This window comes from Desulfuromonas sp. CSMB_57, from assembly GCF_020194955.2.
In the GTDB taxonomy this organism is placed as follows: domain Bacteria; phylum Desulfobacterota; class Desulfuromonadia; order Desulfuromonadales; family Syntrophotaleaceae; genus JAFCIY02.
Map to the genome: position 1 here is coordinate 50,034 of NZ_JAFCIY020000024.1, position 24,365 is coordinate 74,398.

Genomic DNA, 24,365 nt, shown 5'->3' on the forward strand with positions numbered 1-24,365 from the left:
TAAAATCACATTAATTATCACGCAGCACGCCATTCTCAACATGGAAGATGCGCAACTCCTTCAATCCTTCAAGGCGCAGCAACCCGATTTCCGTCGCAGTGACAAAAACCTGGCTGGTTCTGTCTTGGAGAAATTGAAAGAAAAAAGCCTGGCGATGCTGGTCCAGTTCACTAGTCATATCGTCCAGTAACAGCAGAGGACTTCTGCCGCAAGCGGCTTCAAGATCCAGAACTTGGGCGGTTTTGAAGGCCAGCATGAAGGAGCGCTGCTGACCTTGGGACCCATATTGCGCCAGCGGCCGCTCGTTGACCAGAAAAATCGGATCATCGCGGTGGGGACCTGCCAAGGATACGCCGTACTGTGTTTCACGGGTGCGAAGTTGCTGCATGTCCCGGCGTAGTCCATCCTCGTAGGATTCCTGAGAATGGCCTTCGATCGGATAGATGAGATCCGCCGTTTCGAGACCGTTGGCAATATGTCGGTAGGCGTCCTTCAGCCTGGGCACCAGGCGTTGAAGATAGCGATGGCGATCAAAACGGATCCTGGCCCCGGTTTTTATGAATTCTTCGTTCCAACTATCCAATACCGTTGTTGAAACTTGGGCGATGTTTTTCAATAAAGCATTGCGCTGCTTCAGGCAACGCTGAAAAGCACGAGCCCGATCGAGAAACAACGGATCGGTTTGGCAAATGGCCCGGTCGAGCATAGCCCTTCGCCCCGCAGGACTGCCTTTGACAATGCCCACTTCTTCGGGGGAAAACAAAACCGATGAATAACGGGAAAAAATAGCTCCGGCGTGTTCAGGTATTTTGCCGTCGAGAAGTATGGTTTTCGTTTCCCGCCCCAGTGTCAATTCCAACCTGGTGAGCATATCCTGACAAAAAAATTCACCATGTATCCTGCTGCGTAATTCGCATGGACCGATCATCTCCATATTGCCGACCCTGCGAAAACTTTTCAAATGCCCCAACAGATAGATGGCTTCCAGCGTATTGGTTTTTCCTTGAGCATTGTCTCCCAAAAAAATGTTGAATCCCGGTGAAACTCCAATATCTGCTCCAGCAATATTTCTAAAGTTGAATAATTTTAGTCTTTTTAAATACATAAATACAGCCTTTGGCTGCAATTTTCGTCATAATCTCATGGGCATAATCACTGCCAGGTATTCATTATCTGAAACTGATTTTATTAAACCGGGAGACAACTGATCCTTCACCGAAAAACAGATTTTTTCACTATCCAAGGAAGAGAGAATATCAATCAGATAGCGAGCATTAAAACCAATGGAAACATCTTCCCCATCATACTCTGCGGATAAATCTTCACGTGCATCGCCTAAATCCGGATTTGAAGATGATAATTCTAAAAAGTCGGTCTTAAAATCGATTTTAACGCCTTTAGATTTCTCGCTGGATAAAATAGACATTCTCCGTAAAGCATGTAAAAAATTATTTCTATCTATGATAGAATTTAAATTATTGTTTTTAGGAATCACCCTATTGTAATCCGGGAATTCTCCGTCAACAATTCTCATAATTATTATGGAATTATTTTTTTTCAAAACAGCATTATTGTCCATAAATCCAAGATGTATTGGACCATCTGCTTCATCGGCCATTTTCCTGAGCTCTATAACTCCTTTTTTAGGAAAAATGACACCCTTTTCCAGATTTTCTGCGGCTATTCCTTCGAAAGGAGTATCCTTTAAAGAAAGACGGTGACCGTCTGTGGCAACAAAACGAATTTTTTTGGTGCCATCTTCTTCAATTATTTTTATAAAAATACCGTTCAGATTATATTTTGTTTCATCTGTCGACATTGAAAATACGGTCTTTTCAATAAGTTCTTTTATCTTATGACTTTCTATAACAATAAAATCATCTTCTTCAATACTTGGGAAAAACGGAAATTCATCTGCTGAAAGACCGACGATATTAAAGATCGATTTACCACATCGAATTTCAATCCAACTATTGTCTTTGGCTGTAAAAAAAATTTCGCTTTCAGGAAGCTCCTTAATGATTTCGAACAGTTTTTTTGCAGGTACGGTTATGCGGCCGGGTTTGGTTACCGAAGCCGGATAGGTTGCCTGCATGCCGACTTCTAAGTCCGTTGCAGTTATTTGCAGATGGCTTCCATCCGCATGCAGCAGGACATTTGATAAAATAGGTATGGTATTTTTTTTCTCGACAATTCCCTGAACTCGTGAAAGACCTTTAAGAAATATTTCCTTCTCAATGGAAAAGTGCATTTTCCCCCCCTGTTAACAGGAATCTTTTTCTATTAGGTTTTTAGATCTTTTATAGCAGTAATAGTAATGCCTGTGAATTTGTGGATATATTAAAAAATTTGTTAAAAATTATATACTTCCATCCGGTCTAGAAGGGCAGATATGGTTGTTGGCAAAATTGGTCGATTTGTGGATATCCGTGTTCGGTGCTCCAGACAGGCTATTTATTACCGGTTTCTGCACAGGTTGCCCTTAGGCTCGATCCTGATCAAATCAGGTTGATAAAAACCCAGGGGCGCTCTGTTTTTGTCAACTTTGCGATTGGCGCGTATGGGATGATTCGGTATTTTTTTGATCCGCTGGATCCAATCAGCCTGAGAGGTCTTTTTTGAGGCTGGTTATTGTGGTTCGCAATTGAAAGTCGTCCTCCATGTTTTTCTCTATTTTCTTGATGGCATGAATGATGGTTGAATGGTCCTTGCCTCCGAATCTCTCGCCAATTTCCGGGTATGAACAGGAGGTCAGTTGTCGTGAGAGGTACATGGCAATCTGTCTGGGCAATACCAAGGCCTTCATTCTTTTGGCCGACTTCAGGTCGGAAACCTTGACCGAAAAATGGGTGGCGACCAGTTTCTGGATCTCTTCGACGGTCAACTCCCGACGCTTCTCAACCATGATGTCCTTGAGGACTTCTTGGGCCATGGCCAGGGTAATAGGCGTTGCGGTCAGACTGGCGAAGGCTCCGATTCGAATCAGATATCCCTCCAGTTCCCGAATGTTGCTGCTGACGGCGCTGGCTAGAAACATTGCCACTTCTCGGGGAAGATCTATGCCGTTTTGCTCCGCTTTCATGCGCAGGATGGCTTGTTTGGTTTCCATATCCGGCGCTTGAATGTCCGCAATCAGGCCCCATTCAAATCTGGAACGGAGGCGCTCTTCGAGACCGGGTATTTCCTTGGGGAACTTGTCCGAGGTCACAACAATTTGTTTATGTGAATCATACAATGCGTTGAAGGTATGGAAAAACTCTTCCTGTGTGCGTTCCTTTCCAGCAATAAATTGAACATCGTCGATTAAAAGAACATCCATCGATCTGAACTTGTTTCTGAATTCATCCATCTTTGCATAGCGCAAGGAATTTATCAGTTCATTCATAAATTTTTCTGAAGTATAGTAACAAACCTTCATTTCAGGGTTGTTTTTCAGAATCGCATTGCCGATGGCGTTGACCAGGTGGGTTTTTCCTAAACCTACCCCGCCATAGATAAACAGCGGGTTATATGTGGTTGCCGGGTTGTTGGCGACGGCCATGGCTGCGGCACTGGCAAATTGATTGGACGAACCGAGAACAAATGATTCGAAGGTATACCGAATATTCAAATTTATGACATTGTTTCTCTGTGGGTCGGGATTCCCGGCAGGAGGTGCTGCGGTAACTTGAGGTGCGGTCTTCTGCAATTCCTCTTCTTTTCTGCGCGGCACCACTGTTTTTGACACTTCTTTCTTGATCGACAGGCGTAATTGATAAGGGATGCCGGCGATGTTCGACATGCATTCCTGGATCGCCCGATAATAATGGTTCTTTACCCAATCCAGGACGAAGCGGTTGGGGACCTCCAGATGCACGCATTCGTCACTTACGCCGGCAAAATGGATCGGTTTGATCCAAGTGGAGAAATGCTGCGGCGTCAGGGTTTGTTCAAGGTGCGCCAAGGTTTTTTGCCAGAGAGGATCCATGGATTCAGTTGCTGTTGAAATTGTTGTGGAATTTCTGCGGGAAAGGGCCGCGGAGCTTATCCACAAGTTTGTCGACAGATGTGGATAAGCCTGATTTGCCTGATTCGACGGGTATTTTGCGACTTGAAAACATTAAAAATCAACGCCTAAAAACTAGCAGAGGCTGGCGACCTTTGCAAGGTTTTTTTAGTTTCTCGCGGCTGCGGCCGAGGGCTTTGCCACCCCGGGGGTACAAGATTATTGCTTGACAAGTTTTGGGCAACGTGTTTAATAATGCGTTTCGCTGAAAATCACTAGGAAAATGGCTGAGAATCCAACTTCCGGGAGTTGTGGAAAATGTCCAAACGTACTTATCAACCGAGTCGTATCCGTCGCAAGAGAACCCATGGCTTTCGTGCCCGCATGCAAAACAAAAACGGCCAGGCGGTCATCCGTCGTCGTCGCGCCAGAGGGCGTAAGCGCCTGGTGGTAACCATACCGAGCAAGTAAACGGAATGGATGACCCTTCTGGAAACGGTTCGGGTAACAGGTTTCCCAGGTCTTGTCGCATTTCTCATCGACGAGATTTCCAGGCAGCGCGTAACGGCGGTAGGCGGCGGCACACGCCGCATTTCATCGTTTATGTATTAAAACAGCAGAATGGCCCCGCCAGGTTGGGTATCACTGCCAGCCGCAAGGTCGGCGGGGCTGTTCAGCGTAACCGCATCAAAAGATTGTTGCGCGAATTTTTTCGTCTCCATCGCAACAGCTTTGCCGACGGCCAGGTGATTTCGATTGTGGCGAAACAGGGTGCCGGCGAGCTTTGCTATGCCCAAGTGCGTGATGAACTGGGGTGCCTTATTTCTTCCCGCTTGTCAGGCCAAACGTCATGATTGATACAATCTTGATTGGTTTGGTTCGCGGTTACCAGAGGTTTATTTCACCTCTCATGGTCCCTTCCTGCCGTTTCCATCCTTCCTGTTCAGAATATGCCCGCCAGGCTATCATCAAGTACGGAGTCATCAAGGGGCTGCTGAAGATCTTCGGGCGTCTTGGGCGCTGCCATCCTTTTCATCCCGGGGGTTATGACCCTGTTTAAGAGGTTTTTACAGGGATCCGGAATCTGACGGAGTATTTCCATGGAAAATAAAAACGTTCTTCTGGCTCTTGTGCTGATGGTCATGGTGTGGGCCGGATTCAATCTTTTTCAGTCTCCTTCTTCCGCCCCCTCCTCTCCCGAGGTGACCCCGGCCACAGCGATTTCTCAAGTATCCGATGCGGCGCCCGTCGCAGCGAGCGCTCCGGCTGCCGCGTTTGACCCGGCTCCCGATACGGCGGCGGTCATTCGTGATATCGTGGTTGAAACGGATAAATTTCAAGCGGTGTTTTCCACCGCCGGGGCGAACCTTAAGTCCCTGCAATTGAAAGGTTTTAGAGAGAGCCGTGAGGCCGGTTCTGGTCCTGTGTCGCTGGTCGATCCCGATTTGGGACAACCCACCCTGAATCTGCACGGCCAAGGCGATTGGCAGTTCAGCGAGGGATTGCGCTTCACCACCAACCTTGCCGAAGACGTGCTGCGGGTGGGCACCGGCGACGAGGCGCAACTGGTTTTTTCCGCCCGCGGTCCGGATGGCAGCGTGGTGGAAAAGATTTTCTCCTTTGCCGGGGACCGGTACGATTTTGGACTGCAGGTCCGGATCCACAACAGTTCGGAGCAGGAACGCCAGGGCCAAATTGTGTTGACTTTGGAGCAACCCTGGGATGAACAACATGCCGAGCAGGCCGGCCGCAGTTTCGTCGGACCCAGTATGCTGATTGAAGGCAAGGTCAAAAAGTTCAAGGACAAGGAACTCCAGCAAGGGCCGGTTCGGATCGACAATGGCGTCGCCTGGACCGCTTTTGAGGATAAATATTTTATTGCTTCTTTAATACCGCTGGAGCGCAACGGCGAACAGGTCGTGCTGGAAATGGTCGATAACCGCATCGCCAATCGACTTTTGTCGTCCGGTTTTTCTTTGGCCCCCGGGAAATCTCGCGAGTTTTCCTACCAGGTTTTTTTTGGGCCGAAGGATCTCGAGGTTTTGGGGAAAGTTGGACATGACTTGGAAAAGGCCGTTAATTTCGGTTTCTTCAATATTTTGGCGAAGCCTCTGTTGGCCGTCTTGAAATTTTTTCACGGCAACCTGATTCGTAACTACGGTTTTGCGATTATCATGCTGACCGCTTTGATTAAACTGATTTTCTGGCCCCTGACACATAAAAGTTATAAGTCCATGCGGGACATGCAGAAACTGCAACCGGAAATGCAGGCCTTGCGTGAAAAGTTCAAAGATGACAAGGAACGCATGAATCGGGAAATTATGGAGCTTTATCGCAGCAAGCGGGTCAATCCCATGGGTGGGTGTCTGCCGATGTTCGTGCAGATTCCGGTGTTTTTCGCCCTGTATCGGGTGTTGCTCGAGGCTATTGAACTGCGCCATGAACCTTTCATGTTCTGGATTGCCGATTTATCCGCCAAAGATCCCTATTACATCACCCCTATAATCATGGGGGGGACCATGTTTTTGCAGCAAAAAATGAGTCCCAGCACCATGGATCCCCAACAGGCGAAAATTTTCATGTTTTTGCCCCTGGTATTTACCTTTATGTTTTTGAATTTTCCTTCGGGGTTGGTTATTTACTGGCTGGTCAATAATGTTCTGACCATTTTGCAGCAATGGTACATCAACCGCGGCGGCAAGAAAGCAGTTGCTGCCTCCTGATAATTTTGGGTCATTCCCTTTTCTTCACAAGCGCTGCCTATGAGCCTGCCCTTTGCCGAACATGACACGATAGTGGCCCCGGTTACGCCGCCTGGAGAAGGCGGCGTTGCTATTATCAGGCTGTCCGGTGGCCAATCTGAATCCTTGCTTGGGCATATTTTTCGTCCCGCCGGCAAACGCAAGGCCCTGTCCTCCCATCAGCTCTATTACGGGCATATCGTCAATACCACGGGAGAACCAGTTGACGAGGTGATGGCGGTGTTGATGAAAGGACCGCGTTCCTACACCCGACAGGATGTGGCAGAAATCCACTGCCATGGCGGCAATCTCGTGGTACGCCAGATTCTGGATCTGCTGGTGGGCGCCGGTGCGCGGCTTGCGCAACCGGGAGAATTCACCCTGCGGGCCTTTCTCAATGGCCGCATCGATCTGACCCGCGCTGAAGCGGTGATAGATGTGATTCGGGCTCGGTCCGAGGCCGCCTGCCATCAGGCTCTGGCTCAAATGGACGGGAGTTTGTATCGGCGACTGACCCACTTCAGGGAGGGCCTGGTGCATCTGTTGGCCGAAGTTGAAGCGGGGATCGACTTTCCCGAGGAGGATCTGTTGCTGGCTGACGGTCCGCGATTGGCGGCCCAGGCCATGGATATTGTTGGTGACATGGAGGCCTTGCTGGCTTCCTTTGACGCCGGCCGGATTCTTCGTGAAGGGCTCAATATCCTTATCTTTGGCCGGCCCAATGTGGGCAAAAGCTCGCTGATGAATGCCCTGCTAGGTGAGGCACGCACCATAGTCACCGATATTCCCGGCACTACGCGTGATACCATTGAGGAGAATCTGGTCCTCGGCGGCCTTCCCTTGCGGTTGGTGGATACGGCCGGAGTTCGAGCCACCTCCGATCCTGTTGAAACCGAAGGGGTTCGACGCGCCAGGGCCAAGCTGGCCGGAGCTGATTTAGTGTTGCTGGTCGTTGATGGCAGTGCTCCGCTTACTGACGATGACCGCATGGCTCTGGATTTCTGTTCCGACCGAGAAATCTTGCTGGTGATCAACAAATGCGATCGCCCTGCCATTCCCCTTCCCGAGGATTTTGCAGGCTTGCCGGCGGTTCACATTTCGGTGCATGACAATCTGGGCCTGGATGCCTTGCAAGAGCAGATACTGCAACGCTTCGGTGCTTGCGGGGATCAGGGTCGCGAAACTGCCATGCTCAGCGATCGTCGCCACCGTCAGGCCCTGTTGCGCGCTCACGGCAAAGTTCAGGATTTCATCGCGGCCATCAGGATGGCAGTATCCGCGGATTGTGCAGCGCTGGAGCTTCGGCAGGCGCTTGTGGCTCTGGGTGAAATTACCGGGGAGACCACCCCGGAGGACGTTCTGGAACTGATTTTTTCCCGCTTTTGTATTGGTAAATAGTCCCATATTAATTTATACGGGGTGGGTTCATTTTCAATATATACCCAATGATAGATTATCAATGATTGTTTGGTGCCAATACAAATTCTTATCAATAGCGGATCTTCTTATTAAAAATTTAAAAATATAAAATTGACACGAAATATTTGGCGACGTTGCTTTGTGTTTCACGTGAAACGTGGTGCCGATAGGGGCCCGTGTTGAATGCCAGGAAAAACCATGTCTACCTATGGAAAAAAATATCAGGTCATTGTTGTCGGGGCAGGGCATGCCGGATGCGAGGCGGCTCTGGCTGCCGCACGGATGGGCTGTTCAACCTTGCTGTTGACTCTGAGTTTGGAAAACGTCGCGCAGATGTCTTGCAACCCGGCCATAGGGGGTTTGGCGAAAGGTCACTTGGTAAGGGAGATTGACGCCCTGGGTGGCGAAATGGCGCGTATCACAGATGCGGCCGGAATTCAGTTTCGAATTCTGAATACCAAGAAGGGGCCGGCGGTGCGTGCCTCCCGGGCACAGGCAGATCGCCGTCTCTACCAGTGGCGGATGAAACAGTCTCTGGAAGGCCAAGAAAGATTGGATATCAAACAAGGTGCGGTGGTCCGATTGTTGCTCGACGGCACTCGGGTTGAGGGGGTGGTAACTCGGGAGGGTCTGCATTTTAAGGCCCCGTCGGTGGTTCTCACAACGGGCACCTTTATGCGCGGTTTGATCCATGTGGGGTTGAAGCACTATCCCGGCGGTCGAGCAGGGGAGCCGCCTTCGGAGGGATTGTCCGATCAGTTGCGAGTGCTGGGTTTGCGGGTTGGCCGCCTCAAAACCGGGACCCCGGCTCGCCTGGATGGACGGACCATCGATTATGGCGGCTTGGAACCCCAGTACGGAGACGATTCTCCGCGTCCTTTTTCTCTGGATACCGAACGGATTACCAATCGCCAGGTGCCGTGTTACCTGACGGGCACTAATCCCCGCACCCATGACCTGATTCGGGGCGGACTGGATCGATCGCCCTTGTTTCAGGGGGTGATAGAGGGTGTCGGTCCGCGCTATTGCCCCTCCATCGAGGACAAGGTCAATCGTTTCCCGGAAAAGGATTCGCATCAGGTTTTTCTTGAACCGGAAGGCTTGGGAACCACGGAGGTCTATCCCAACGGGGTATCGACTTCCCTGCCTGCGGAAGTTCAACAGGCTTTTCTGCGGACCATACCTGGGTTGGAGCGGGTGGAATTGACCAGGCCGGGCTATGCCATTGAATACGATTATGTGGACCCCATCGACTTGCAGCCGACTTTGGAGACCAAGGCTATTACGGGTCTGTACCATGCCGGCCAGATCAACGGCACCTCCGGATATGAAGAGGCCGCGGCTCAGGGGCTTTTGGCTGGGATTAACGCCGCCAATCGGGTCCTTGAGAAAGCGCCCTTGATTCTGCGCCGGGATCAGGCCTATATGGGGGTGATGATAGACGATTTGGTTACCTTGGGGACTCGGGAGCCCTATCGCATGTTTACCTCGCGAGCCGAATACCGATTGCTGCTCAGGGAGGATAACGCCGATCTGCGGCTGACGCCCATCGGCTACCAATTAAGCCTGATCGGTCCCGAGCGATGGAGTCGGTACCAGGCCAAAGTCGAAGAAATGGAGAGGGGGCTCCATGAACTGCGCACCCGACGAGTCGCTCCCGGGGAATCGGAGGCCGTCGAAGGATTGGGTTTGGGGAGTCTGAAAAATGCCCTGACCCTGGAGGTGTTGCTGCGGCGTCCTGAATTGACGCTCGACGACCTTTTGTTCTTGTCCCCACCGCTGACGGCTCTTTCCCGGGAGGCCAAGGAGCAGTTGGAGGTCGCCGTAAAATACGAAGGTTATATTCAGCGACAATTGGAAGAAGTTGAAAGATTTCGTCGCACCGAGGAGGTTCCTTTTCCGAAAGATTTTGATTTTGGAAAAGTGTCAGGGTTGTCCGCCGAGGTTCGCGAGAAGTTGATGCGGGTACAACCGGTCAATCTGGGGCAGGCCGCCCGTATCCCCGGAGTGACACCAGCGGCGGTCGCCATTCTGTCCGTGCTGCTGCGAAGGGGCTGAAATGGCAGCCATCGAAAATCTGAAAAAAGCCTTGGCGACAATGGGTCTGTCGGTTCCGGAGGAGGCACTGTCGGACCTGGTTTGGCTTTTGGAAGAGTTGTTGCGTTGGAACAAAAAAATCAACCTGACGGCCATTACAGAGCCTGCCGAGGCCCTGGAAAAGCATCTGTTGGATTCTCTGACGCCCTTGCCCTGGCTGTCGGGTGTTGAGCGCCTGCTGGATATGGGTTCCGGAGCCGGATTCCCCGGCTTGCCCCTGAAGTTGGCCCGTCCCGATTTGAAGGTGGTCTCCCTGGACAGCCATCAGAAAAAAATCGGTTTCCAGCAGCATGTGGTCCGGTGTCTGAAGCTGAATGACTTTACCGCCAAGGCGTGGCGTCTTGAAGATGCCGCAGGAATCGCCACAATGGCAGGCCAGTTTGATGTGGCAGTGGCCCGTGCCTTGACGGCGCTCGATCGCTTGATGGATATGTCCAGACCATTTTTGGCCAAGAACGGTCTCCTGCTTGCCATGAAAGGCAGTGAGGGTGAAGCCGAGTTGCAGCAGGCGGCTTCGAAAATTGAAAAGGAAGGTTGGCGCGTTGAGCGATTGATCAAGCTGCGCCTGCCGCACTCCGGCGCAGCCAGAACCCTGATCTGGTTGCGAGGCTCCTAGTGGGCCCGCCAAATCCCCCTAGTTGACCCGCTCCACCGCTAACCACTCTTTCAGTTCGGCTCTGTCGGGCCGTGTCAATACCAGACCACGTTATGCAACAAAGCCTTATCCCGTCCGACCCGTTGGGAAAAGGCTTTGGTCTGATATGGCAAGTATGTTAGTCTCCAAGAAAAACACAGCCGGTTTCAGTGTTGTTGATGTTGAATTGGGTTAAACCATAAGAAAAACAAGTGGTTGAGGTTTTTTTGGCGGGGCCGGATCAATTCGTAAGCCTTGCCTGATCGCCGAAAATGGCCATCCGGGTCAAGGTCGCACGAGGAGGTGGTGGAAAATGGCGCAAATTATAGCCATTGCCAATCAAAAAGGGGGGGTAGGAAAAACGACCACGGCCATCAACCTGGCCGCATCCCTGGCGGTGGCGGAAAAACGCGTGTTGCTGGTGGATCTGGATCCCCAGGGAAACAGCAGCAGTGGCCTCGGCATCAGCCGCGACAGCCTGACTCGAACCACTTATCATGCCCTCCTCAGACAGGCAACCGCTGACGAAATCGTCTTGCCGGGGCCATTGCAATACCTGGAGGTGATGCCGGCCAACACCGATTTGATCGGCGCCGAAATTGAATTGATTGCCGAAGATGGCCGCGAAAGGCGCCTCAAGTCAGCCTTGCAGGAGTTGCGGAGCCGTTATGATTTTATTCTCATCGATTGCCCGCCTTCTTTGGGGTTACTGACCGTCAATGCCCTGACCGCGGCGAACTCCGTACTGGTGCCCCTCCAGTGTGAATATTACGCCATGGAGGGTTTGACCCAGTTGACCCGCACCATCAAATTGATCCAGCAGGACTTGAACCCTTCCTTGAGTCTGCGCGGCATCCTGTTGACTATGTTCGATCGTCGCAACAATCTTTCCCACCAGGTAAGCGAAGAGATCCTGCGGCATTTTCCCGGCCGAGTATTCAAGACCGTCATTCCGCGAAACGTGCGGCTGTCCGAGGCGCCAAGCCACGGCTTGCCGGCCGTTCTGTACGATATTTCCTCCCGCGGAGCGGAGGCCTACCTGGATCTCGCCCGGGAAATTCTCAGCGCAGGTGGTTGACATGGTAAAACGTTCCGTTCTCGGCAAAGGCGTCGGCGCCCTGCTGGATTCCGCCATAAAGGACGATCCTCCCCGTTTTTTTCTCTGTCCCATCGAGGAATTGCGCCCCCATCATAACCAGCCGCGCAAGCGTTTCGACGACGGCAAGTTGGCCGAACTGGTCGCTTCCATCCAGTCTCGTGGCATAATCCAGCCCCTTGTGGTGCGACGGCTGGAGGATCATTACCAGATCATCGCCGGGGAGCGGCGCTGGCGGGCCGCCCAGCGCGCCGGCCTGAAAAAGGTGCCGGTGGTGATTCAGGAAGCCACCGAGGACGCGGCCGTAGAAATGGCTCTCATCGAAAACATTCAGCGGGAGAATCTCAACCCCATCGAGGAGGCCGCAGCCTACCAGAGCCTGATTCGGGCTTTCGATTTAACCCAGGAGGATGTGGCTGCCCGGGTCGGAAAGGATCGATCCACCATCACCAATTCCCTCCGCCTGCTGCGACTGCCCGAGGATGTCCGAGAGGATTTGATCGGCGGAATTCTTTCCATGGGCCATGCCAGGGCGTTGCTGGCCCTGGAGCAGGAACCTTTGCTGCAACAGGCACGCAAACAGATTGTTGCCAAGGCATTGTCGGTGCGCCAAACGGAAGCCTTGGTCAAAAAACTGAAGCAGGTCGGCATGCAGCCGTTGTCACCAAGGAAACAGGTCGACCCGGATCTGCTGGCCCTGGCCGATGACCTCAAACGGGCACTGGGGACCCAGGTGAAGATTACCAGCAAGCGACGTGGCGGGCGCATCGAAATCAGTTACTATTCCGCAGAAGATCTGGATCGCTTGTTACAGAAGCTGGGCATCAATCCCTGATTAGCGGACAATTCATTAGAAGATAACAAATTCAAATAGTTGTCGATTTGGTGGAGCGCTGTTACGGTTTTCTGCTGGCTAAATTTCGTATCCCGGCCGCCCCTGTTTCCCGGCCCACCAAACCTTGATCCCGGCGGTTTCTGTGAGAACTGCAGCCAAAGGGCCATTTCAGCCCACCCCCAGGACCATTCTGCATCTGGATCTGGACGCCTTTTATGCCAGCGTCGAACAGCTGGATCGACCTGAACTGCGTGGCAAACCGGTTCTGGTCGGCGGTCGAAACGGCCGGGGTGTCGTCTGTGCCTGCTCCTACGAGGCCCGGAGTTATGGCGTGCGTTCGGCCATGCCTGTCAGTCAGGCGTTGCGATTGTGTCCAGCCGCAATTCTGCTGCCGGTACGCATGGCTCGCTACCAGGAGCTATCCAGACATGTTTTTGACATTTTTTCCCACTATACCGATCTGATTGAACCTCTGTCCGTGGACGAAGCCTTTTTGGATGTGACGGGCAGTCGCCGACTATTTGGGGACGGTCGGTGCATTGCGGAACAAATTCGGGCCGCAGTGCGCAGTGAAACAGGGCTGGCGGTAAGCGCCGGGGTAGCCGCCAATAAGTTCCTGGCCAAACTGGCCAGCGAACAGGCCAAACCGGATGGATTATTCGTAGTGCCGGAAGATCCGGATGACTTTCTGTTGGGATTGCCCCTGCAGCGCCTGTGGGGCGTGGGGCCGGTGCTGTTGCGGCAGCTGAACCGACAAGGATTGACCACTGTTGCCGATTTGAGAAGGCTGGCGCGGCCGACCTTGGAGCGCCTGTATGGCGCCACCGGGGGAAAACTGTACGATCTGGCTCGGGGGTGGGACAACAGACCGGTGGAGAGAGGGCATGCGGTCAAGTCCGTCGGCTGCGAAGATACTTTTGAGCGGGATTTGGTAGACCGGGACGATTTGCGACATGTTCTGCTGGATTTGAGCGATCGGGTGGCGGCGCGCCTGCGCCATAAAGGCTTGGTCGGTCGCACCCTGACCATCAAGGTGCGCTACGCGGACTTCTCCACCGTGACCCGATCCACCACCAGCGCTGAAGCCGTGGATCATGGCCCATGCCTCTTTCGAGGCGCCCTGGAATTGCTGCATAAGACTGAAGCCGGCCGGCGTCCGGTGCGCCTGCTGGGGATCACCGTCAGCCAGCTTTCGCACGTCGGCCTGGAGCCCTTGGACCTTTTTAACGCCCAAGGCAGCCACCGGCAGGCGGCCCTGGATGCAGCCATGGATCATTTGCGGCGACGCTTCGGCCGGTCCGGCCTCTGCCCGGCGACTTTGCTCGGGCGATCCGAATCAGATCCGGAGTGATGGTGGAAAATTGTCCAGGCACCGCAGCAGGGCCGGGCAGTCATGAATTTCCAGTGTCATGCAAGGGGTTTCCGGCAAACAGGGCAGCAGCCGAGCCAGTTCCGCGAAGTCGATATTGCCTTCGCCGATGGCCAGATGGGCATCGCGATCACCGCAGTTGTCATGCAGATGCAGGTGGCGCAGATGCGGCCCAAGGGCGTGAAACCAATCCGCCATGGTGACCTTGCCGAACAACCGCCAGTGCCCGATATCGAAACAGTGTCCGAGCCAGGGTGAGGCAAAGGCGTCCAGGAGATCCTTCAGGGTCTCCGGATGCTCCTCGAAAATGTTTTCCAGCACCATGGGGCAATCCTGCGCCGCCGCCTGCTCGATGAGGGGCGGCCAGAACTCCCGACAGGCCTCCACCCACAACTCGCTGCGGCCCCCGTAACGCCAGAATTCATACCCGGGATGAAACACCACCAGCCGGGCCTCCAGCCACTCGGCCATGGCCAGAGTCTGCCGGAAGCGTTCCATGGTGGCTTGTCTTACCATGGGCTCCAATGCCCCCGGATTGAGATCCATGAACGGCCCGTGGACCGTGACCCGCAGGCCGGCAGCAGCCAAACGCTGCGCCGCCCGGGCCGCCGTAGAGCGGTGGTCTCCCACGAGATCCGGCCATTTCAGGGCGATTTCCGGCTGCAGGCCCCGTTCCAGCAGCAGGGGCAGATGTTTTTCGAGGAGGCTGAAAGGGACATGCACGTGCAGACGTTCAGACATGGACGGTACCTCCTGCCGCGACCCGCTCCAATCGTTGTGTGGCAGGCTGCTCGCCAAGGGTGATGAGGATATCCTCCGCCGCGAAAGCCGTATCCGAGGGTGGGTTGAACAGCATTTGGCCGCTATGTTTTTTAATGGCGATAATCATGACGCCCCATTCACGGCGGATGCCGGCGGCAATCAGGGTTTTTCCGACCAGGATGGAATCGGGTGCGACGCGGATTTCCTCGAGTTGCAGCTCAAAACTCTCCCCGCCGATGGCGATGTCGGTGAAGTCTACCACGAAAGGCCTCCGAAAAGAGAAATCTTCCGGGAATGATAGCTCCGAAGGGGGCCGCATGGCAAGCTGTAGCAACTGCCGGTAATGCTTGAAAATGGCAGAGGTTGCCTGTGAATGGCAGATGCCGTAGAGTATAATATCGCGGTGTTGGTTGCCTTCTGATGCGAGATACCTCATGGCACCACTATGGCAATGCGCTCCGGCCCATGGATGCATGGTGACGGAGGCCGATTTTGAGATGCAGGCCCTGGAACCAAAGGACGGTCCATGACCACCTTGATAAAACGCCAACTCCATCAAGCCGTTGCTTCGCGCGACGATCTCATCGCCTACCTGGCCGGCGGGGCCCGCCCTCGCGAGCAATGGGGGCTCGGCATGGAAGTGGAAAAGCTGGTGGTCGATGCCGAGAGTGGCGAGGCCGCGGTTTTTCCGCGCATCGAAAAACTGCTGGAGATTCTGGCTCAGAGCGGCGACTGGTCACCCGTACGGGAAAATGGGCACCTTATTGCTTTGCTGGGTCCCAACTCTTCGGTGACCCTGGAACCGGGCGGCCAACTGGAACTGTCCGGACGGCTGTGCCCCGATTTACACTGTTCGGCGCGGGATTTTCATGCTCACGTGGAACGGATTGTCAGCGCCGGCCGTCCCCTCGGCCTCATGTTTCTGGGCCTGGGCGTGCAACCCTTTACCCCCTTGAACGATATCCAATGGTTGCCCAAGCATCGCTACGACATCATGCGTCGCTACATGGCCCGCACCGGCGACATGGGTCAGCGCATGATGAAACAGAGTGCCGGCTTACAGGTCAACCTCGATTTCAGCGATGAAGTCGATTGCATCGACAAGCTGCGAACCGGGCAGCTGATGGCTCCCCTGCTGTATGCCCTGTTTGCCAACTCACCGCTGCTGGAGGGGCGGCCCAGCGGCTTTCTTTCCACCCGCGGGGAAATTTGGTCCCGGACCGACAGAGATCGCTGCGGTCTCATTCCGCAGCTCGAAGCGGAAGGTGCCGGCTACGCCACTTACGTCGATTATGCCCTGCAGATCCCCATGTATTTCATCTTTCGCGATGAGAAGTTGCTCGATTTGACCGGCCGACGTCTGACCTTCGGCCAATTCCTGAAGGAGGGCTTCGAAGATTATCATCCCACCTTGGCCGATTGGGACCTGCATCTTTCCACCCTGTTTCCCGAAGTTCGCCTGCGGCCGCAGATCGAGCTGCGTTCGGCGGACACTCTGCCGCCAGGGATGGCCATGTCGGTAGCGGCCCTGGCCAAAGGGCTGCTGTACGACGATGAAGGCCGGCAGTGCTATCGGCGATTGTTTCACGGCCTCGACGGGGTTGACCGGGAAGCCGTCTACCGGCAGTCCTGGCGCCTCGGACTGCGAACCCCGGTCGGCCGGCATACTCTGCGGGAGGTGGCTCTGGAGGCCCTGTCGCTGGCTCGCGAAGGGCTTCAGCGACAGGCGCGCTGCGCGGCTCAGGCCAGTCATGACGAAGACTTTCTCCGGCCGGTCACGGAGATGGCCAAAAGCGGCGGGTCGCTGGCGGAACGCTTGCTCCGGAATTGGTCTGACAACAGGCCGGAGCAGTTGAAGACTCTACGAGCGCACTGCGGTTATGATGCCGTACTGGCGGAGCTCCCGGACTTTCCTTGTGGGAACCGCTAACTGATTATTCCATGCTCAAAAAGGATCTGTCGCATCAAGGGATTTACTGGTTCCTTGCAACCGAAAAGATAACGGCGTCGACCCAGTCACCGCCCGAGGAGGAACGCAATGAGTGAAGCTTTGCCGGCCACCGATCTGGCCCGGGAATCCATCGATACCATTCGTCTGCTGGCGGCCGATGCCGTTGAACTGGCCCGGTCCGGACATCCCGGGACCCCCATGGAGGCAGCTCCCCTCGCCTACCTGCTGTTTACCCGCCACCTGCGCTACAATCCCCTCAACCCGGAATGGCCGGGGCGGGATCGTTTTGTACTGTCCTGCGGCCATGCCTCCATGCTCCTCTACAGCATGCTGCACCTGACCGGCTACGGCCTGTCCCTGGATGATCTCAGGGCCTTTCGGCAACTCGGCAGCAAAACGCCGGGGCATCCCGAGTTCGGTCATACCCCCGGCGTGGAGACCACCACCGGGCCCTTGGGACAAGGCCTGTCCGTTGCCGTGGGCATGGCCATGGGGGGGCGTTTTCTGGCGCAGCAGGTCGATGCGGTCCTGTTCGACTATCGAATCTATACCCTGTGCTCGGACGGCGATTTGATGGAGGGCGTGGCGTCGGAAGCCGCCTCCCTGGCCGGACACCTGCGTCTCGGCAACCTCATCACCGTCTTTCTCGACAACCACATCACCATCGAAGGGGATACCGCCCTGGCCACCAGCGAGGAGACCGCAACCCGGTTTCTGGCCTACGGCTGGCAGGTGCTGCGGGTGGAAGGGGAAAACCTGGGGCAAATGAATGCCGCGTTGGAACGGGCCAAGAGCGACCCCCGCCCTTCCCTGATCATCGCCCGGACCCATATCGGGTTCGGCGCGCCGAACAAGCAGGACAGCGCCGATGCCCATGGGGCGCCCCTCGGGGCGGAGGAACTGCGCCTGACCAAACAGGGCTTCGGAAGGGATCCGGAGGCGGCTTTCGTGGTACCCGAAGGGGTGCGCCAGCATCTGGGCGCGGCTCGGGAGCGAGGTGCGGCCCTGGAAGCCGACTGGCAGCGCCAATGGCAGGAACGCAGCGCTATCCTGGATCACGGCTGGCGTCCGGAGAACCCGCTGCCGGATGGTTGGGAGCAGGCCCTGCCGTCCTTTACCCCTGCCGATGGCGCCATGGCCACGCGCCAGGCCAGCGGTCGGGTGCTCAATGCTTTGCGACCTGTGCTGCCCCTGTTGCTGGGAGGTTCCGCCGATTTGGCACCGTCCAACAATACCTGGCTCCAAGGCGAGGCGGCCTTCACCCCCGGCGGCAGCGGTCGGAACATCCATTTCGGGGTCCGCGAACACGCCATGGGCGCCATCCTCAACGGCCTGGCCCACACGCCGGGCCTGCTGCCCTTCGGCGGCACCTTCCTGGTATTTTCCGATTACATGCGGCCGCCCATGCGTTTGGCGGCCATGATGGGGCTGGCTCCCATCTATGTTTTCACCCACGACAGCATCGGGCTGGGCGAGGACGGTCCCACTCACCAGCCCGTCGAGCACCTGGCCTGCCTGCGGGCGGTGCCCAATCTGACGGTGATCCGGCCCTGCGACGCCAATGAAACCGCCCAGGCCTGGCGCGCCGCCCTGGCCAATCGCCGCGGCCCTACCGCCCTGGTGCTGTCGCGGCAGGCGCTGCCGGTATTGGATCGCACCCTTCTGGCGCCGGCAGAAGGCTTGCTGCGCGGCGGCTACGTGCTGGCACCCGAAGATGGTCCGCTGCAGGGCATTCTGCTGGCCAGCGGCGCCGAGGTGCCCTTGGCGCTGGCCGCCCGAGAACTGCTGCAGGCCGAGGGTATCGGAACACGCGTGGTTTCCCTGCCCTGCTGGGAGTTGTTCGAAGCCCAGCCGGAGGCGTATCGGCAGGAGGTGCTGCCGGCATGCTGTGGGGCGCGACTGGCTGTCGAGGCCGCGTCGCCCTTCGGCTGGGAAAGATATGTCGGCATGGCGGGCGAGGTGCAGGGCATGACCGGTTATGGGGCCAGCGGTCCCGCGGCGGATTTGATGAACCATTTCGGTTTTACCCCGACCCAGGTGGCGCGACGCTTACGGAGGCTGCTTGCCTGACCAAAAAAAACCCTCATTTGGGAGAAAGGGAGTAAACCTTTCTCCTGATGGTTCGTCTTATCACGCAAAACCAGCCAGGCACAGCAAGGATGGAACCATGAGCAATGGGGTTGCGGTGATTGAGACCAATGGTCTGCCTGAAGAATGGGAGGTAAACACCTCGGCGGCAGAGGAAGCGGCATTGCTGGAGCGTATCCGACAAGGCAATACCGCTGCTTTTGACAAACTCGTGCGCGATCATCTGCCGCGGGTGGTCAATCTGGCCTATCGTCTGCTCGGCGACCGGAACGAGGCCGAGGATATTGCCCAGGAAGCTTTTCTGCGCCTGCATCGGTCTCTGCCCAATTTTCGCGGCGAATGCCTGGTCATGACCTGGCTGTATCGGGTGGTGTCCCGGTTGGTGGTGGACCATCTCCGGCGCGAAAGGTTGCGGCGTCGGCTGTTTTTCTTCCGGCGCGATGAAGAAGATCCCGATCCGGTGGATACCTTCGCCGATACCGCACCCTCGCCGCGGGATCAGCTACTGGCCAGGGAAACGGAGAAAAGGCTGTTTGTCGCCCTTGGTAAGCTATCGGCCCGCCAGCGGGCGGTATTTGTCCTGCGGCATCAGGAAGGCCTGCCGCTGCGCGAGATCGGCGACCTGCTGGGCCTGCGCGAAGGAACTATCAAGGCCCACCTGCACCGGGCGGTACAGGTGCTGCGCAAGGACCTGAACGACTGGCAAGAGGATACGCCATGAAACGTCAACCGGACTGCACCATCAAGGAAGAATCGCTGCTGCTTTTTCATTACCGGGAACTGGCGCCAAAGGAACGGCTGGCTTTGACGGAGCATTTGCGGCAATGTCCGGCCTGCCGACAACGGTTGGCGGAGCTGAAAAACAGCCTGGCGAGCCTGCCCCGTCCGACTCTCGAGCTTTCCGCTGCGGAGGTGGGCTGGTTGAGCGCGCGCATTGCCGCCCGCACCCGGCCGGCCCCGCGTCCGCGATTCTGGCTGTGGAGTGGCGCGGTGGCCACTGCGGCTTTGGTCGTCAGCCTGGCCGCCTGGCCGCCGACCGGTCCCGATTCGCGCCTCGGCGTTATGGGGCGGACGTCCGGCGAAATTGGCATGGTGGAAGATCCGGAACTGCTGCAGAATATGGATTTGCTGCAGAATCTGGATCTGTTACAGGAGCTGAAACAGGTTGGCTGACGGCATCCGGGGCCGGGACGGCACAAGGTCAGGTTAGACACGAAGGAGGACGGAGAATGAAGCGGGTTTGGTGGTTGAGCGGGATACTGACCATGCTTTTGCTGTGCGCGGCGCCGGCGAGTTGGGCGAGGTCCGACAAGGGCCGCAGCCGGGACCCTGTGCCGCAGGGGCAACAGGAATTGCAGGAGCGATACCGGAAGTTCCAGTCCTTGCCGCCCGCGGAACAGGAACGGTTGCGGCAACGCTGGGAACAATATCAGGATTTGCCGCCCCGGCAGCAGGAGGAATTGCGCAATATGAACCGCCGCATACAGGAACTGCCACCGGAGGAACAGCAGCGCTTGCGGCGGGAGATGCAGCAAATGCAGCAGTTGCCTGAAGACCAGCGGGAGCAGCGCCGTCGGGAATTGCGCCAGCGCTATTTCGACGAGGAAAACGGACGGGGTCGCCGAGGGCGCTGAAACCGTTCATGGAATAAAAGCATCAGCAAGGGCCTGTGGCAGTACGCCACAGGCCCTTGCTGATTGAACCGGTTTTTCAAGACGGGGGCTCAGCGCCGCAGGACCCACTGCAGGTAGGCCTGGCCGCTGCCATCGGGGCGTTCGTTGAGCAGCAGGACGGCGGCGGTGACCCGGTTCCCTTCCGTGATCAGGGTAAAGTCAAGGATATGGGCATCCACGCCGGCAAAGGGCTGCTGCATGACCAGTCTCTGACCGGTCCAGGCCAAGTGTACCAGCCGATCCTGGCCTGAAGGCTTGCCCAGCAGGGGCAGACCCGCCGAACGGCCGCGCTGGATGGTGAAGGCGCTGCCATCGGCCTGAACGGTTATCCGTGGCGGCAGGGCCTGCCAACGCTCCCGCACCACGTCTTCCTTGCCCATGCCGGCACGGTATTCCGGGTTGGCCAGGCGTACCGCCAGGCGCGGGCCATGGAACTCCCCCAGGTCCTGGAGAAGCACGCCGCCGGTCACCGGGTGTTCGGTAGCCATGACAACCAGTTGCAGAGACCCGTCCGGGCGCCAACGCAGGCCGTGGCGGTCGTTGATGGGTGTGGTCTCGAACAGGTCACCCCCACCCCAGGGTAACGGGGATGTTGCCTGCCGCCAGGCCCGGCCCTGGAGGGATAGGGGTAAAACCGGCCCGTCGAGCAGGCGATGGGTGCCGCGCACCTGCATTTGGCCCCGGCCTCCGGCAAGGCGGACAAAGGCTTTAGGCGGGCCGGCATGCAACGCCAGGTTGTCGCCGTCAATCGCTAACAGCCAGCTATGGGGCCAGGAATCGGTCCCTTCATAAATGCCGCGACGATCCTCGGCCCAGACCCCCAAAAGGGTCAGGGTCTGGGTGCTTTCGTCTTTACTCCCATCCAGGTAGAGCGCCCGCAGACCACCGACCGGGAGGGTGGTACGACTGAGAGGTTGGAGGTCGATACCGTGGAGATTCACCCGCTGCAGACCCTCATCGGTCTGCAACAGCAGTTCAACCCCGGTGGCCGGCCCGCCGCCGAGCAGTGCCAGGCTGCGGGGCCGATCCCGCAATGCAACCGGTCCCGGCGCCAGGTCCCCAGGATCCGGGACAGCGACCGGTGTGGGGAGCGCTGCCGCAACCGGCGCCGGAGGAACGACCACCGCTGCGGCAGCCGTGGCCACGGAGGCAGGAGCGACCGCCACCGGCGTCGGCGGGGGATCGGCCGGATGGCGCTCCAGGGCCAGAATGGCCCCATCCCCGGCCCGCGTCAAAACCGCCTGCCGGCGCTCCCCCTCGGACTGCAATTCCAGGATCAGGGCGGCGCCGGGGCCTGTGCCCTGCTCTTTCAGGCGCACGGCATAGCCCTGTTCCAGAGCCATCTCCAGGATTTCGCGGAGCGGCGCCGAGGCCAGGGGATCCGCCTCCGGGCTGCGCAAAAGCAGCTCCTTCGGGCCCTGCCAACGCTGCAGGGCCGCGGCTATTTTCGGCCAGTTGCCGGCCATGGCCGTCCATCCGGTCGTGGCCAGCAGCAAAAGAATAAGAATGATGATATGCGGGCATTTCTTCATGCAAGTCTCTCCCGTCCCGAATCCTTCAGCCTTCAGCCTTCGGCCTGCTCTTAGTAACTCCAAGCCAGGGTCAGGCAGTTGACGAAGGCCGGATCGTCGCCGAACTGGTCCTTGATGCCATCGCCGGGAATAAAGGTCGAAAAGATGTAGTCGACGCTGAAATTTTTCGAGAAGGCGTACATCAACTGCAGATCGAAGGTCGTGCCGGCATAGCTGTCCACCTTCCTGCCGGGGTTGCGAACGTTGGTCAGGTTGTTGGTCTCGTCATACCAGATGAAAAAGGCCTGGCTCTTGTACATGAGGTTCTTGACCCACTGGGACAAGTCGCCACGGGCGCCGACGGCCAACAGTTTCTGGCCGGGATTGTCGCCGCTGCCGCCGTTGCCGATGCCGCCGTAGCGATTGGTTCCAAGGGCGCGCTCCGGTGAGTAGGAGTACAAGGTGGCGCCGTAGCTCTGGCCCATATCCTCACCGAGAATATTGCCGTCCATGCCCATCAGGGGTGTGAAACGGCCGATGTCGGTGATGCCGACCCAGCCCTTGACCTTGTTGTCGGCGGCGTTATTGTCCCCTTGAGCGTAGCGGAAGGCCAGGTAGGGGGTAAAGGCTTTGTGCAGACCCATTTCCAGTCCGGCAAACATGGCCCAGGATGAGATGTCGCGGCCGTTGTCGAATTCGCCTTCCGCCGCCACGACCTCGAAGCTGGGTCGGAACCAGCCGACCTGGCCGATGGCCTCCATGCCGAAATAGTGGATCTGAGCGTCTTTGGAGTCGTTGTCGCTGTAGGCATAGAAGGGGCTGACGGAGACCTGCAGCGGTCCCCTGCCCTCTTTGTTGCCCAGCCAGGCCTGCTGCGGCAGGGCCTCCGGCGCACCGGCCAGATCCTGGGTCAGTTTAAGGGAATAGACCCGCCAGTCGTCTTCGGTGGAACTGCGCAGGATTTTGTCGACATCATCTTTGCGCGGCAGATTGCCGCGATTCTGGATGGGCAGGTACAGGGCTTCGTATTGCAGTTTGGGAGCCAGGTTGCCGCGGAAGCCGATGAAGGGATGATCGTCGCCGAACAGCAGGCCGCCGGTCTTGATGTCCAGGGCGCGGATATCCCAGCCAGTCTGCAGTTCCAGCCAAGGGAAGAAGCGGTACAGTAATTCGACGCGTTCGATGCCGAATTCGCCGCCGGAATTGGGCCGGCCTTCGATATCCTCGGCGCCGGTGTAATAGGAGCGGTCGGCACTGTCCTTGGTCATGATGACATCCGCTTCGGCGATCATCTTCACGGACCAGGCATCGCCGGAGGCTTTCCAGCCCAGGCGCAGTTCGGCACGGACATGCTCGCCGCCCGTAAGGCCGCCTTCATTGATGATGGCGCGGTCGGTTTTGCCGCTCTGAAAGTCGAAATCGGTGTAGAAGGTGGGTTTGATTTTGGCGGTGCCGAAAAAATCGATTTCCGCCCGGGCCGGCGTGGCCAGCAGCACCATGGCCAGCAGGGCCGGCAGGACAGCAGGGAGCCTTCGATACATGGGTTGGTCCTCCATCAAGAAAGAAATATGAGGCCGCAATGGCCGAAAAAGCAATTTCAAGGCACATGAGCCAGGGCGCGGAGCGCGCGGTGGAAGGCGGGAGTTTCGCCGGTATAGCAAGTTTCAGCGAGAGCGTCAAGAAGAGTTAGAACGATGTTTTTATAAAGGCCGGAATGGGTTTGTTTACATCAAACAAATGGTTGTAAAAGTTGTCTTATACTAAAAATAAGTCGGAGGTTTGGCGATGGTCGTAACGATTCAGCACCCGTCTAGGGGAGCCTCGCGTTCCTCACGCGGAGGGCCGCATTAATCCATCCCTGGGGCTTGATGGGTACGATCCGGGCGCCCGACACCCTCGTCGTAGGCGCCCCGAGTCCCTTCTGTGCACAGTTACCCATAGACTACTAGATCGTGCCGGGCTTGGCATCGCCATGGCAAATCAACCGGGCAACGGTTTTTCTTTCAAGTTGCGCGATTACGGAGGCGAAACCAGGCGGCCGAAAGCCATGGGCAGGATTTGACTACCCAGTCGTTTGGGCTGGTCCGGGGAGTGGGTGGCCTGAATGATGGTCATGTCTTTCTCAAGAAGGGTGGGGAGCAGGTCATCAAAGGCCTCGATGCTGGCCTTGTCCATGTTGGAGGTCGGCTCATCGAGGAGCAGAA

Annotated in this window: 22 protein-coding genes and 1 pseudogene; 15 read left to right on the forward strand and 8 right to left on the reverse strand. The window is 56.6% G+C overall.

Going from position 1 to position 24,365, the window contains the following annotated elements; genetic code table 11:
* Positions 1-10 precede the first annotated feature (10 nt).
* From recF to dnaA, 3 genes are all read right to left on the reverse strand, one after another.
* Complete coding sequence (recF, locus tag JQN68_RS08020; RefSeq protein ID WP_225072539.1) at positions 11-1,105, reverse strand: DNA replication/repair protein RecF; 1,095 nt, start codon at positions 1,103-1,105, stop codon at positions 11-13.
* A 27-nt stretch (positions 1,106-1,132) separates the two neighbouring features.
* Positions 1,133-2,251 (reverse strand): DNA polymerase III subunit beta, encoded by a 1,119-nt coding sequence (dnaN, locus tag JQN68_RS08025; RefSeq protein WP_225072540.1) that lies wholly within the window; start codon positions 2,249-2,251, stop codon positions 1,133-1,135.
* A gap of 348 nt (positions 2,252-2,599) precedes the next feature.
* Positions 2,600-3,967, reverse strand: a complete 1,368-nt coding sequence (gene dnaA / locus JQN68_RS08030) for a chromosomal replication initiator protein DnaA (RefSeq protein WP_225072541.1) — start codon at positions 3,965-3,967, stop codon at positions 2,600-2,602.
* A 336-nt stretch (positions 3,968-4,303) separates the two neighbouring features.
* On the opposite strand from dnaA, the gene rpmH reads away from it, so the two are divergent.
* The 10 genes from rpmH to dinB all read left to right on the forward strand — a co-directional run bounded on the left by rpmH (position 4,304) and on the right by dinB (position 14,158).
* Positions 4,304-4,456, forward strand: a complete 153-nt coding sequence (gene rpmH, locus JQN68_RS08035; RefSeq protein WP_225072542.1) for a 50S ribosomal protein L34 — start codon at positions 4,304-4,306, stop codon at positions 4,454-4,456.
* Between the two features lie 5 nt (positions 4,457-4,461).
* Positions 4,462-4,839, forward strand: a complete 378-nt coding sequence (gene rnpA, locus JQN68_RS08040; protein ID WP_225072543.1) for a ribonuclease P protein component — start codon at positions 4,462-4,464, stop codon at positions 4,837-4,839.
* On the forward strand, positions 4,836-5,045 hold the full coding sequence (gene yidD, locus JQN68_RS08045) for a membrane protein insertion efficiency factor YidD (protein ID WP_225072544.1): 210 nt from the start codon (positions 4,836-4,838) through the stop codon (positions 5,043-5,045). The genes rnpA and yidD overlap by 4 nt, the downstream gene beginning before the upstream one ends.
* A gap of 40 nt (positions 5,046-5,085) precedes the next feature.
* Complete coding sequence (gene yidC, locus JQN68_RS08050) at positions 5,086-6,708, forward strand: membrane protein insertase YidC (protein ID WP_225072545.1); 1,623 nt, start codon at positions 5,086-5,088, stop codon at positions 6,706-6,708.
* A gap of 39 nt (positions 6,709-6,747) precedes the next feature.
* Positions 6,748-8,124 (forward strand): tRNA uridine-5-carboxymethylaminomethyl(34) synthesis GTPase MnmE, encoded by a 1,377-nt coding sequence (gene mnmE / locus JQN68_RS08055; protein WP_225072546.1) that lies wholly within the window; start codon positions 6,748-6,750, stop codon positions 8,122-8,124.
* 219 nt (positions 8,125-8,343) lie between these two features.
* Entirely contained in the window at positions 8,344-10,203 is a 1,860-nt protein-coding gene (gene mnmG / locus JQN68_RS08060; RefSeq protein WP_225072547.1) for a tRNA uridine-5-carboxymethylaminomethyl(34) synthesis enzyme MnmG, read from the forward strand.
* Between the two features lies 1 nt (position 10,204).
* The gene (gene rsmG, locus JQN68_RS08065; RefSeq protein ID WP_225072548.1) at positions 10,205-10,858 is read left to right on the forward strand and encodes a 16S rRNA (guanine(527)-N(7))-methyltransferase RsmG; all 654 of its coding nucleotides are present in this window, start codon (positions 10,205-10,207) and stop codon (positions 10,856-10,858) included.
* A gap of 331 nt (positions 10,859-11,189) precedes the next feature.
* Positions 11,190-11,954: a ParA family protein gene (locus JQN68_RS08070; RefSeq protein WP_225072549.1), complete on the forward strand. Its 765-nt coding sequence runs from the start codon at positions 11,190-11,192 to the stop codon at positions 11,952-11,954.
* Between the two features lies 1 nt (position 11,955).
* Entirely contained in the window at positions 11,956-12,807 is an 852-nt protein-coding gene (locus tag JQN68_RS08075; protein WP_225072550.1) for a ParB/RepB/Spo0J family partition protein, read from the forward strand.
* Positions 12,808-12,949: 142 nt separating this feature from the next.
* Positions 12,950-14,158, forward strand: a complete 1,209-nt coding sequence (gene dinB, locus JQN68_RS08080) for a DNA polymerase IV (RefSeq protein ID WP_225072551.1) — start codon at positions 12,950-12,952, stop codon at positions 14,156-14,158.
* Here the strand turns inward: dinB and JQN68_RS08085 are convergent.
* The gene (locus tag JQN68_RS08085; protein ID WP_225072552.1) at positions 14,144-14,917 is read right to left on the reverse strand and encodes a sugar phosphate isomerase/epimerase family protein; all 774 of its coding nucleotides are present in this window, start codon (positions 14,915-14,917) and stop codon (positions 14,144-14,146) included. The two genes, dinB and JQN68_RS08085, sit on opposite strands and share 15 nt — an antisense overlap.
* Positions 14,910-15,200, reverse strand: coding sequence for a cation:proton antiporter regulatory subunit (locus JQN68_RS08090; RefSeq protein WP_225072553.1), 291 nt, complete (start codon positions 15,198-15,200; stop codon positions 14,910-14,912). Before JQN68_RS08090 ends, JQN68_RS08085 begins: the two co-directional genes overlap by 8 nt.
* A 264-nt stretch (positions 15,201-15,464) precedes the next feature.
* Between JQN68_RS08090 and JQN68_RS08095 the strand changes: the two genes are divergently transcribed.
* From JQN68_RS08095 to JQN68_RS08115, 5 genes are all read left to right on the forward strand, one after another.
* Complete coding sequence (locus JQN68_RS08095) at positions 15,465-16,868, forward strand: glutamate--cysteine ligase (RefSeq protein WP_225072554.1); 1,404 nt, start codon at positions 15,465-15,467, stop codon at positions 16,866-16,868.
* Positions 16,869-16,976: 108 nt separating this feature from the next.
* Entirely contained in the window at positions 16,977-18,959 is a 1,983-nt protein-coding gene (gene tkt, locus JQN68_RS08100) for a transketolase (RefSeq protein WP_225072555.1), read from the forward strand.
* Between the two features lie 97 nt (positions 18,960-19,056).
* On the forward strand, positions 19,057-19,698 hold the full coding sequence (locus JQN68_RS08105) for an RNA polymerase sigma factor (protein ID WP_225072556.1): 642 nt from the start codon (positions 19,057-19,059) through the stop codon (positions 19,696-19,698).
* Positions 19,695-20,150 (forward strand): anti-sigma factor family protein, encoded by a 456-nt coding sequence (locus JQN68_RS08110; protein WP_225072557.1) that lies wholly within the window; start codon positions 19,695-19,697, stop codon positions 20,148-20,150. Before JQN68_RS08105 ends, JQN68_RS08110 begins: the two co-directional genes overlap by 4 nt.
* A 56-nt stretch (positions 20,151-20,206) precedes the next feature.
* Positions 20,207-20,611 carry a DUF3106 domain-containing protein gene (locus tag JQN68_RS08115; RefSeq protein WP_225072558.1) on the forward strand — a complete coding sequence of 135 codons (405 nt, stop codon included), beginning with the start codon at positions 20,207-20,209 and terminating at the stop codon, positions 20,609-20,611.
* An 89-nt stretch (positions 20,612-20,700) separates the two neighbouring features.
* Here the strand turns inward: JQN68_RS08115 and JQN68_RS08120 are convergent, their stop codons facing one another.
* The 3 genes and pseudogenes from JQN68_RS08120 to JQN68_RS08130 all read right to left on the reverse strand — a co-directional run.
* Positions 20,701-22,182 carry a hypothetical protein gene (locus JQN68_RS08120; RefSeq protein WP_225072559.1) on the reverse strand — a complete coding sequence of 494 codons (1,482 nt, stop codon included), beginning with the start codon at positions 22,180-22,182 and terminating at the stop codon, positions 20,701-20,703.
* Positions 22,183-22,232: 50 nt separating this feature from the next.
* On the reverse strand, positions 22,233-23,702 hold the full coding sequence (locus JQN68_RS08125; RefSeq protein ID WP_225072560.1) for a hypothetical protein: 1,470 nt from the start codon (positions 23,700-23,702) through the stop codon (positions 22,233-22,235).
* A 475-nt stretch (positions 23,703-24,177) separates the two neighbouring features.
* Positions 24,178-24,365, reverse strand: a pseudogene (locus JQN68_RS08130) (ABC transporter ATP-binding protein); the annotation flags it as partial.

Coding starts and splice junctions, on each gene's coding strand:
- recF (WP_225072539.1), bottom strand. CDS start 1,105: ATGTATTTAAAAAGACTAAAATTATTCAACTTTAGAAATATTGCTGGA.
- dnaN (WP_225072540.1), bottom strand. CDS start 2,251: ATGCACTTTTCCATTGAGAAGGAAATATTTCTTAAAGGTCTTTCACGA.
- dnaA (WP_225072541.1), bottom strand. CDS start 3,967: ATGGATCCTCTCTGGCAAAAAACCTTGGCGCACCTTGAACAAACCCTG.
- rpmH (WP_225072542.1), top strand. CDS start 4,304: ATGTCCAAACGTACTTATCAACCGAGTCGTATCCGTCGCAAGAGAACC.
- rnpA (WP_225072543.1), top strand. CDS start 4,462: ATGGATGACCCTTCTGGAAACGGTTCGGGTAACAGGTTTCCCAGGTCT.
- yidD (WP_225072544.1), top strand. CDS start 4,836: ATGATTGATACAATCTTGATTGGTTTGGTTCGCGGTTACCAGAGGTTT.
- yidC (WP_225072545.1), top strand. CDS start 5,086: ATGGAAAATAAAAACGTTCTTCTGGCTCTTGTGCTGATGGTCATGGTG.
- mnmE (WP_225072546.1), top strand. CDS start 6,748: ATGAGCCTGCCCTTTGCCGAACATGACACGATAGTGGCCCCGGTTACG.
- mnmG (WP_225072547.1), top strand. CDS start 8,344: ATGTCTACCTATGGAAAAAAATATCAGGTCATTGTTGTCGGGGCAGGG.
- rsmG (WP_225072548.1), top strand. CDS start 10,205: ATGGCAGCCATCGAAAATCTGAAAAAAGCCTTGGCGACAATGGGTCTG.
- JQN68_RS08070 (WP_225072549.1), top strand. CDS start 11,190: ATGGCGCAAATTATAGCCATTGCCAATCAAAAAGGGGGGGTAGGAAAA.
- JQN68_RS08075 (WP_225072550.1), top strand. CDS start 11,956: ATGGTAAAACGTTCCGTTCTCGGCAAAGGCGTCGGCGCCCTGCTGGAT.
- JQN68_RS08085 (WP_225072552.1), bottom strand. CDS start 14,917: ATGTCTGAACGTCTGCACGTGCATGTCCCTTTCAGCCTCCTCGAAAAA.
- JQN68_RS08095 (WP_225072554.1), top strand. CDS start 15,465: ATGACCACCTTGATAAAACGCCAACTCCATCAAGCCGTTGCTTCGCGC.
- tkt (WP_225072555.1), top strand. CDS start 16,977: ATGAGTGAAGCTTTGCCGGCCACCGATCTGGCCCGGGAATCCATCGAT.
- JQN68_RS08105 (WP_225072556.1), top strand. CDS start 19,057: ATGAGCAATGGGGTTGCGGTGATTGAGACCAATGGTCTGCCTGAAGAA.
- JQN68_RS08110 (WP_225072557.1), top strand. CDS start 19,695: ATGAAACGTCAACCGGACTGCACCATCAAGGAAGAATCGCTGCTGCTT.
- JQN68_RS08115 (WP_225072558.1), top strand. CDS start 20,207: ATGAAGCGGGTTTGGTGGTTGAGCGGGATACTGACCATGCTTTTGCTG.
- JQN68_RS08120 (WP_225072559.1), bottom strand. CDS start 22,182: ATGAAGAAATGCCCGCATATCATCATTCTTATTCTTTTGCTGCTGGCC.
- JQN68_RS08125 (WP_225072560.1), bottom strand. CDS start 23,702: ATGTATCGAAGGCTCCCTGCTGTCCTGCCGGCCCTGCTGGCCATGGTG.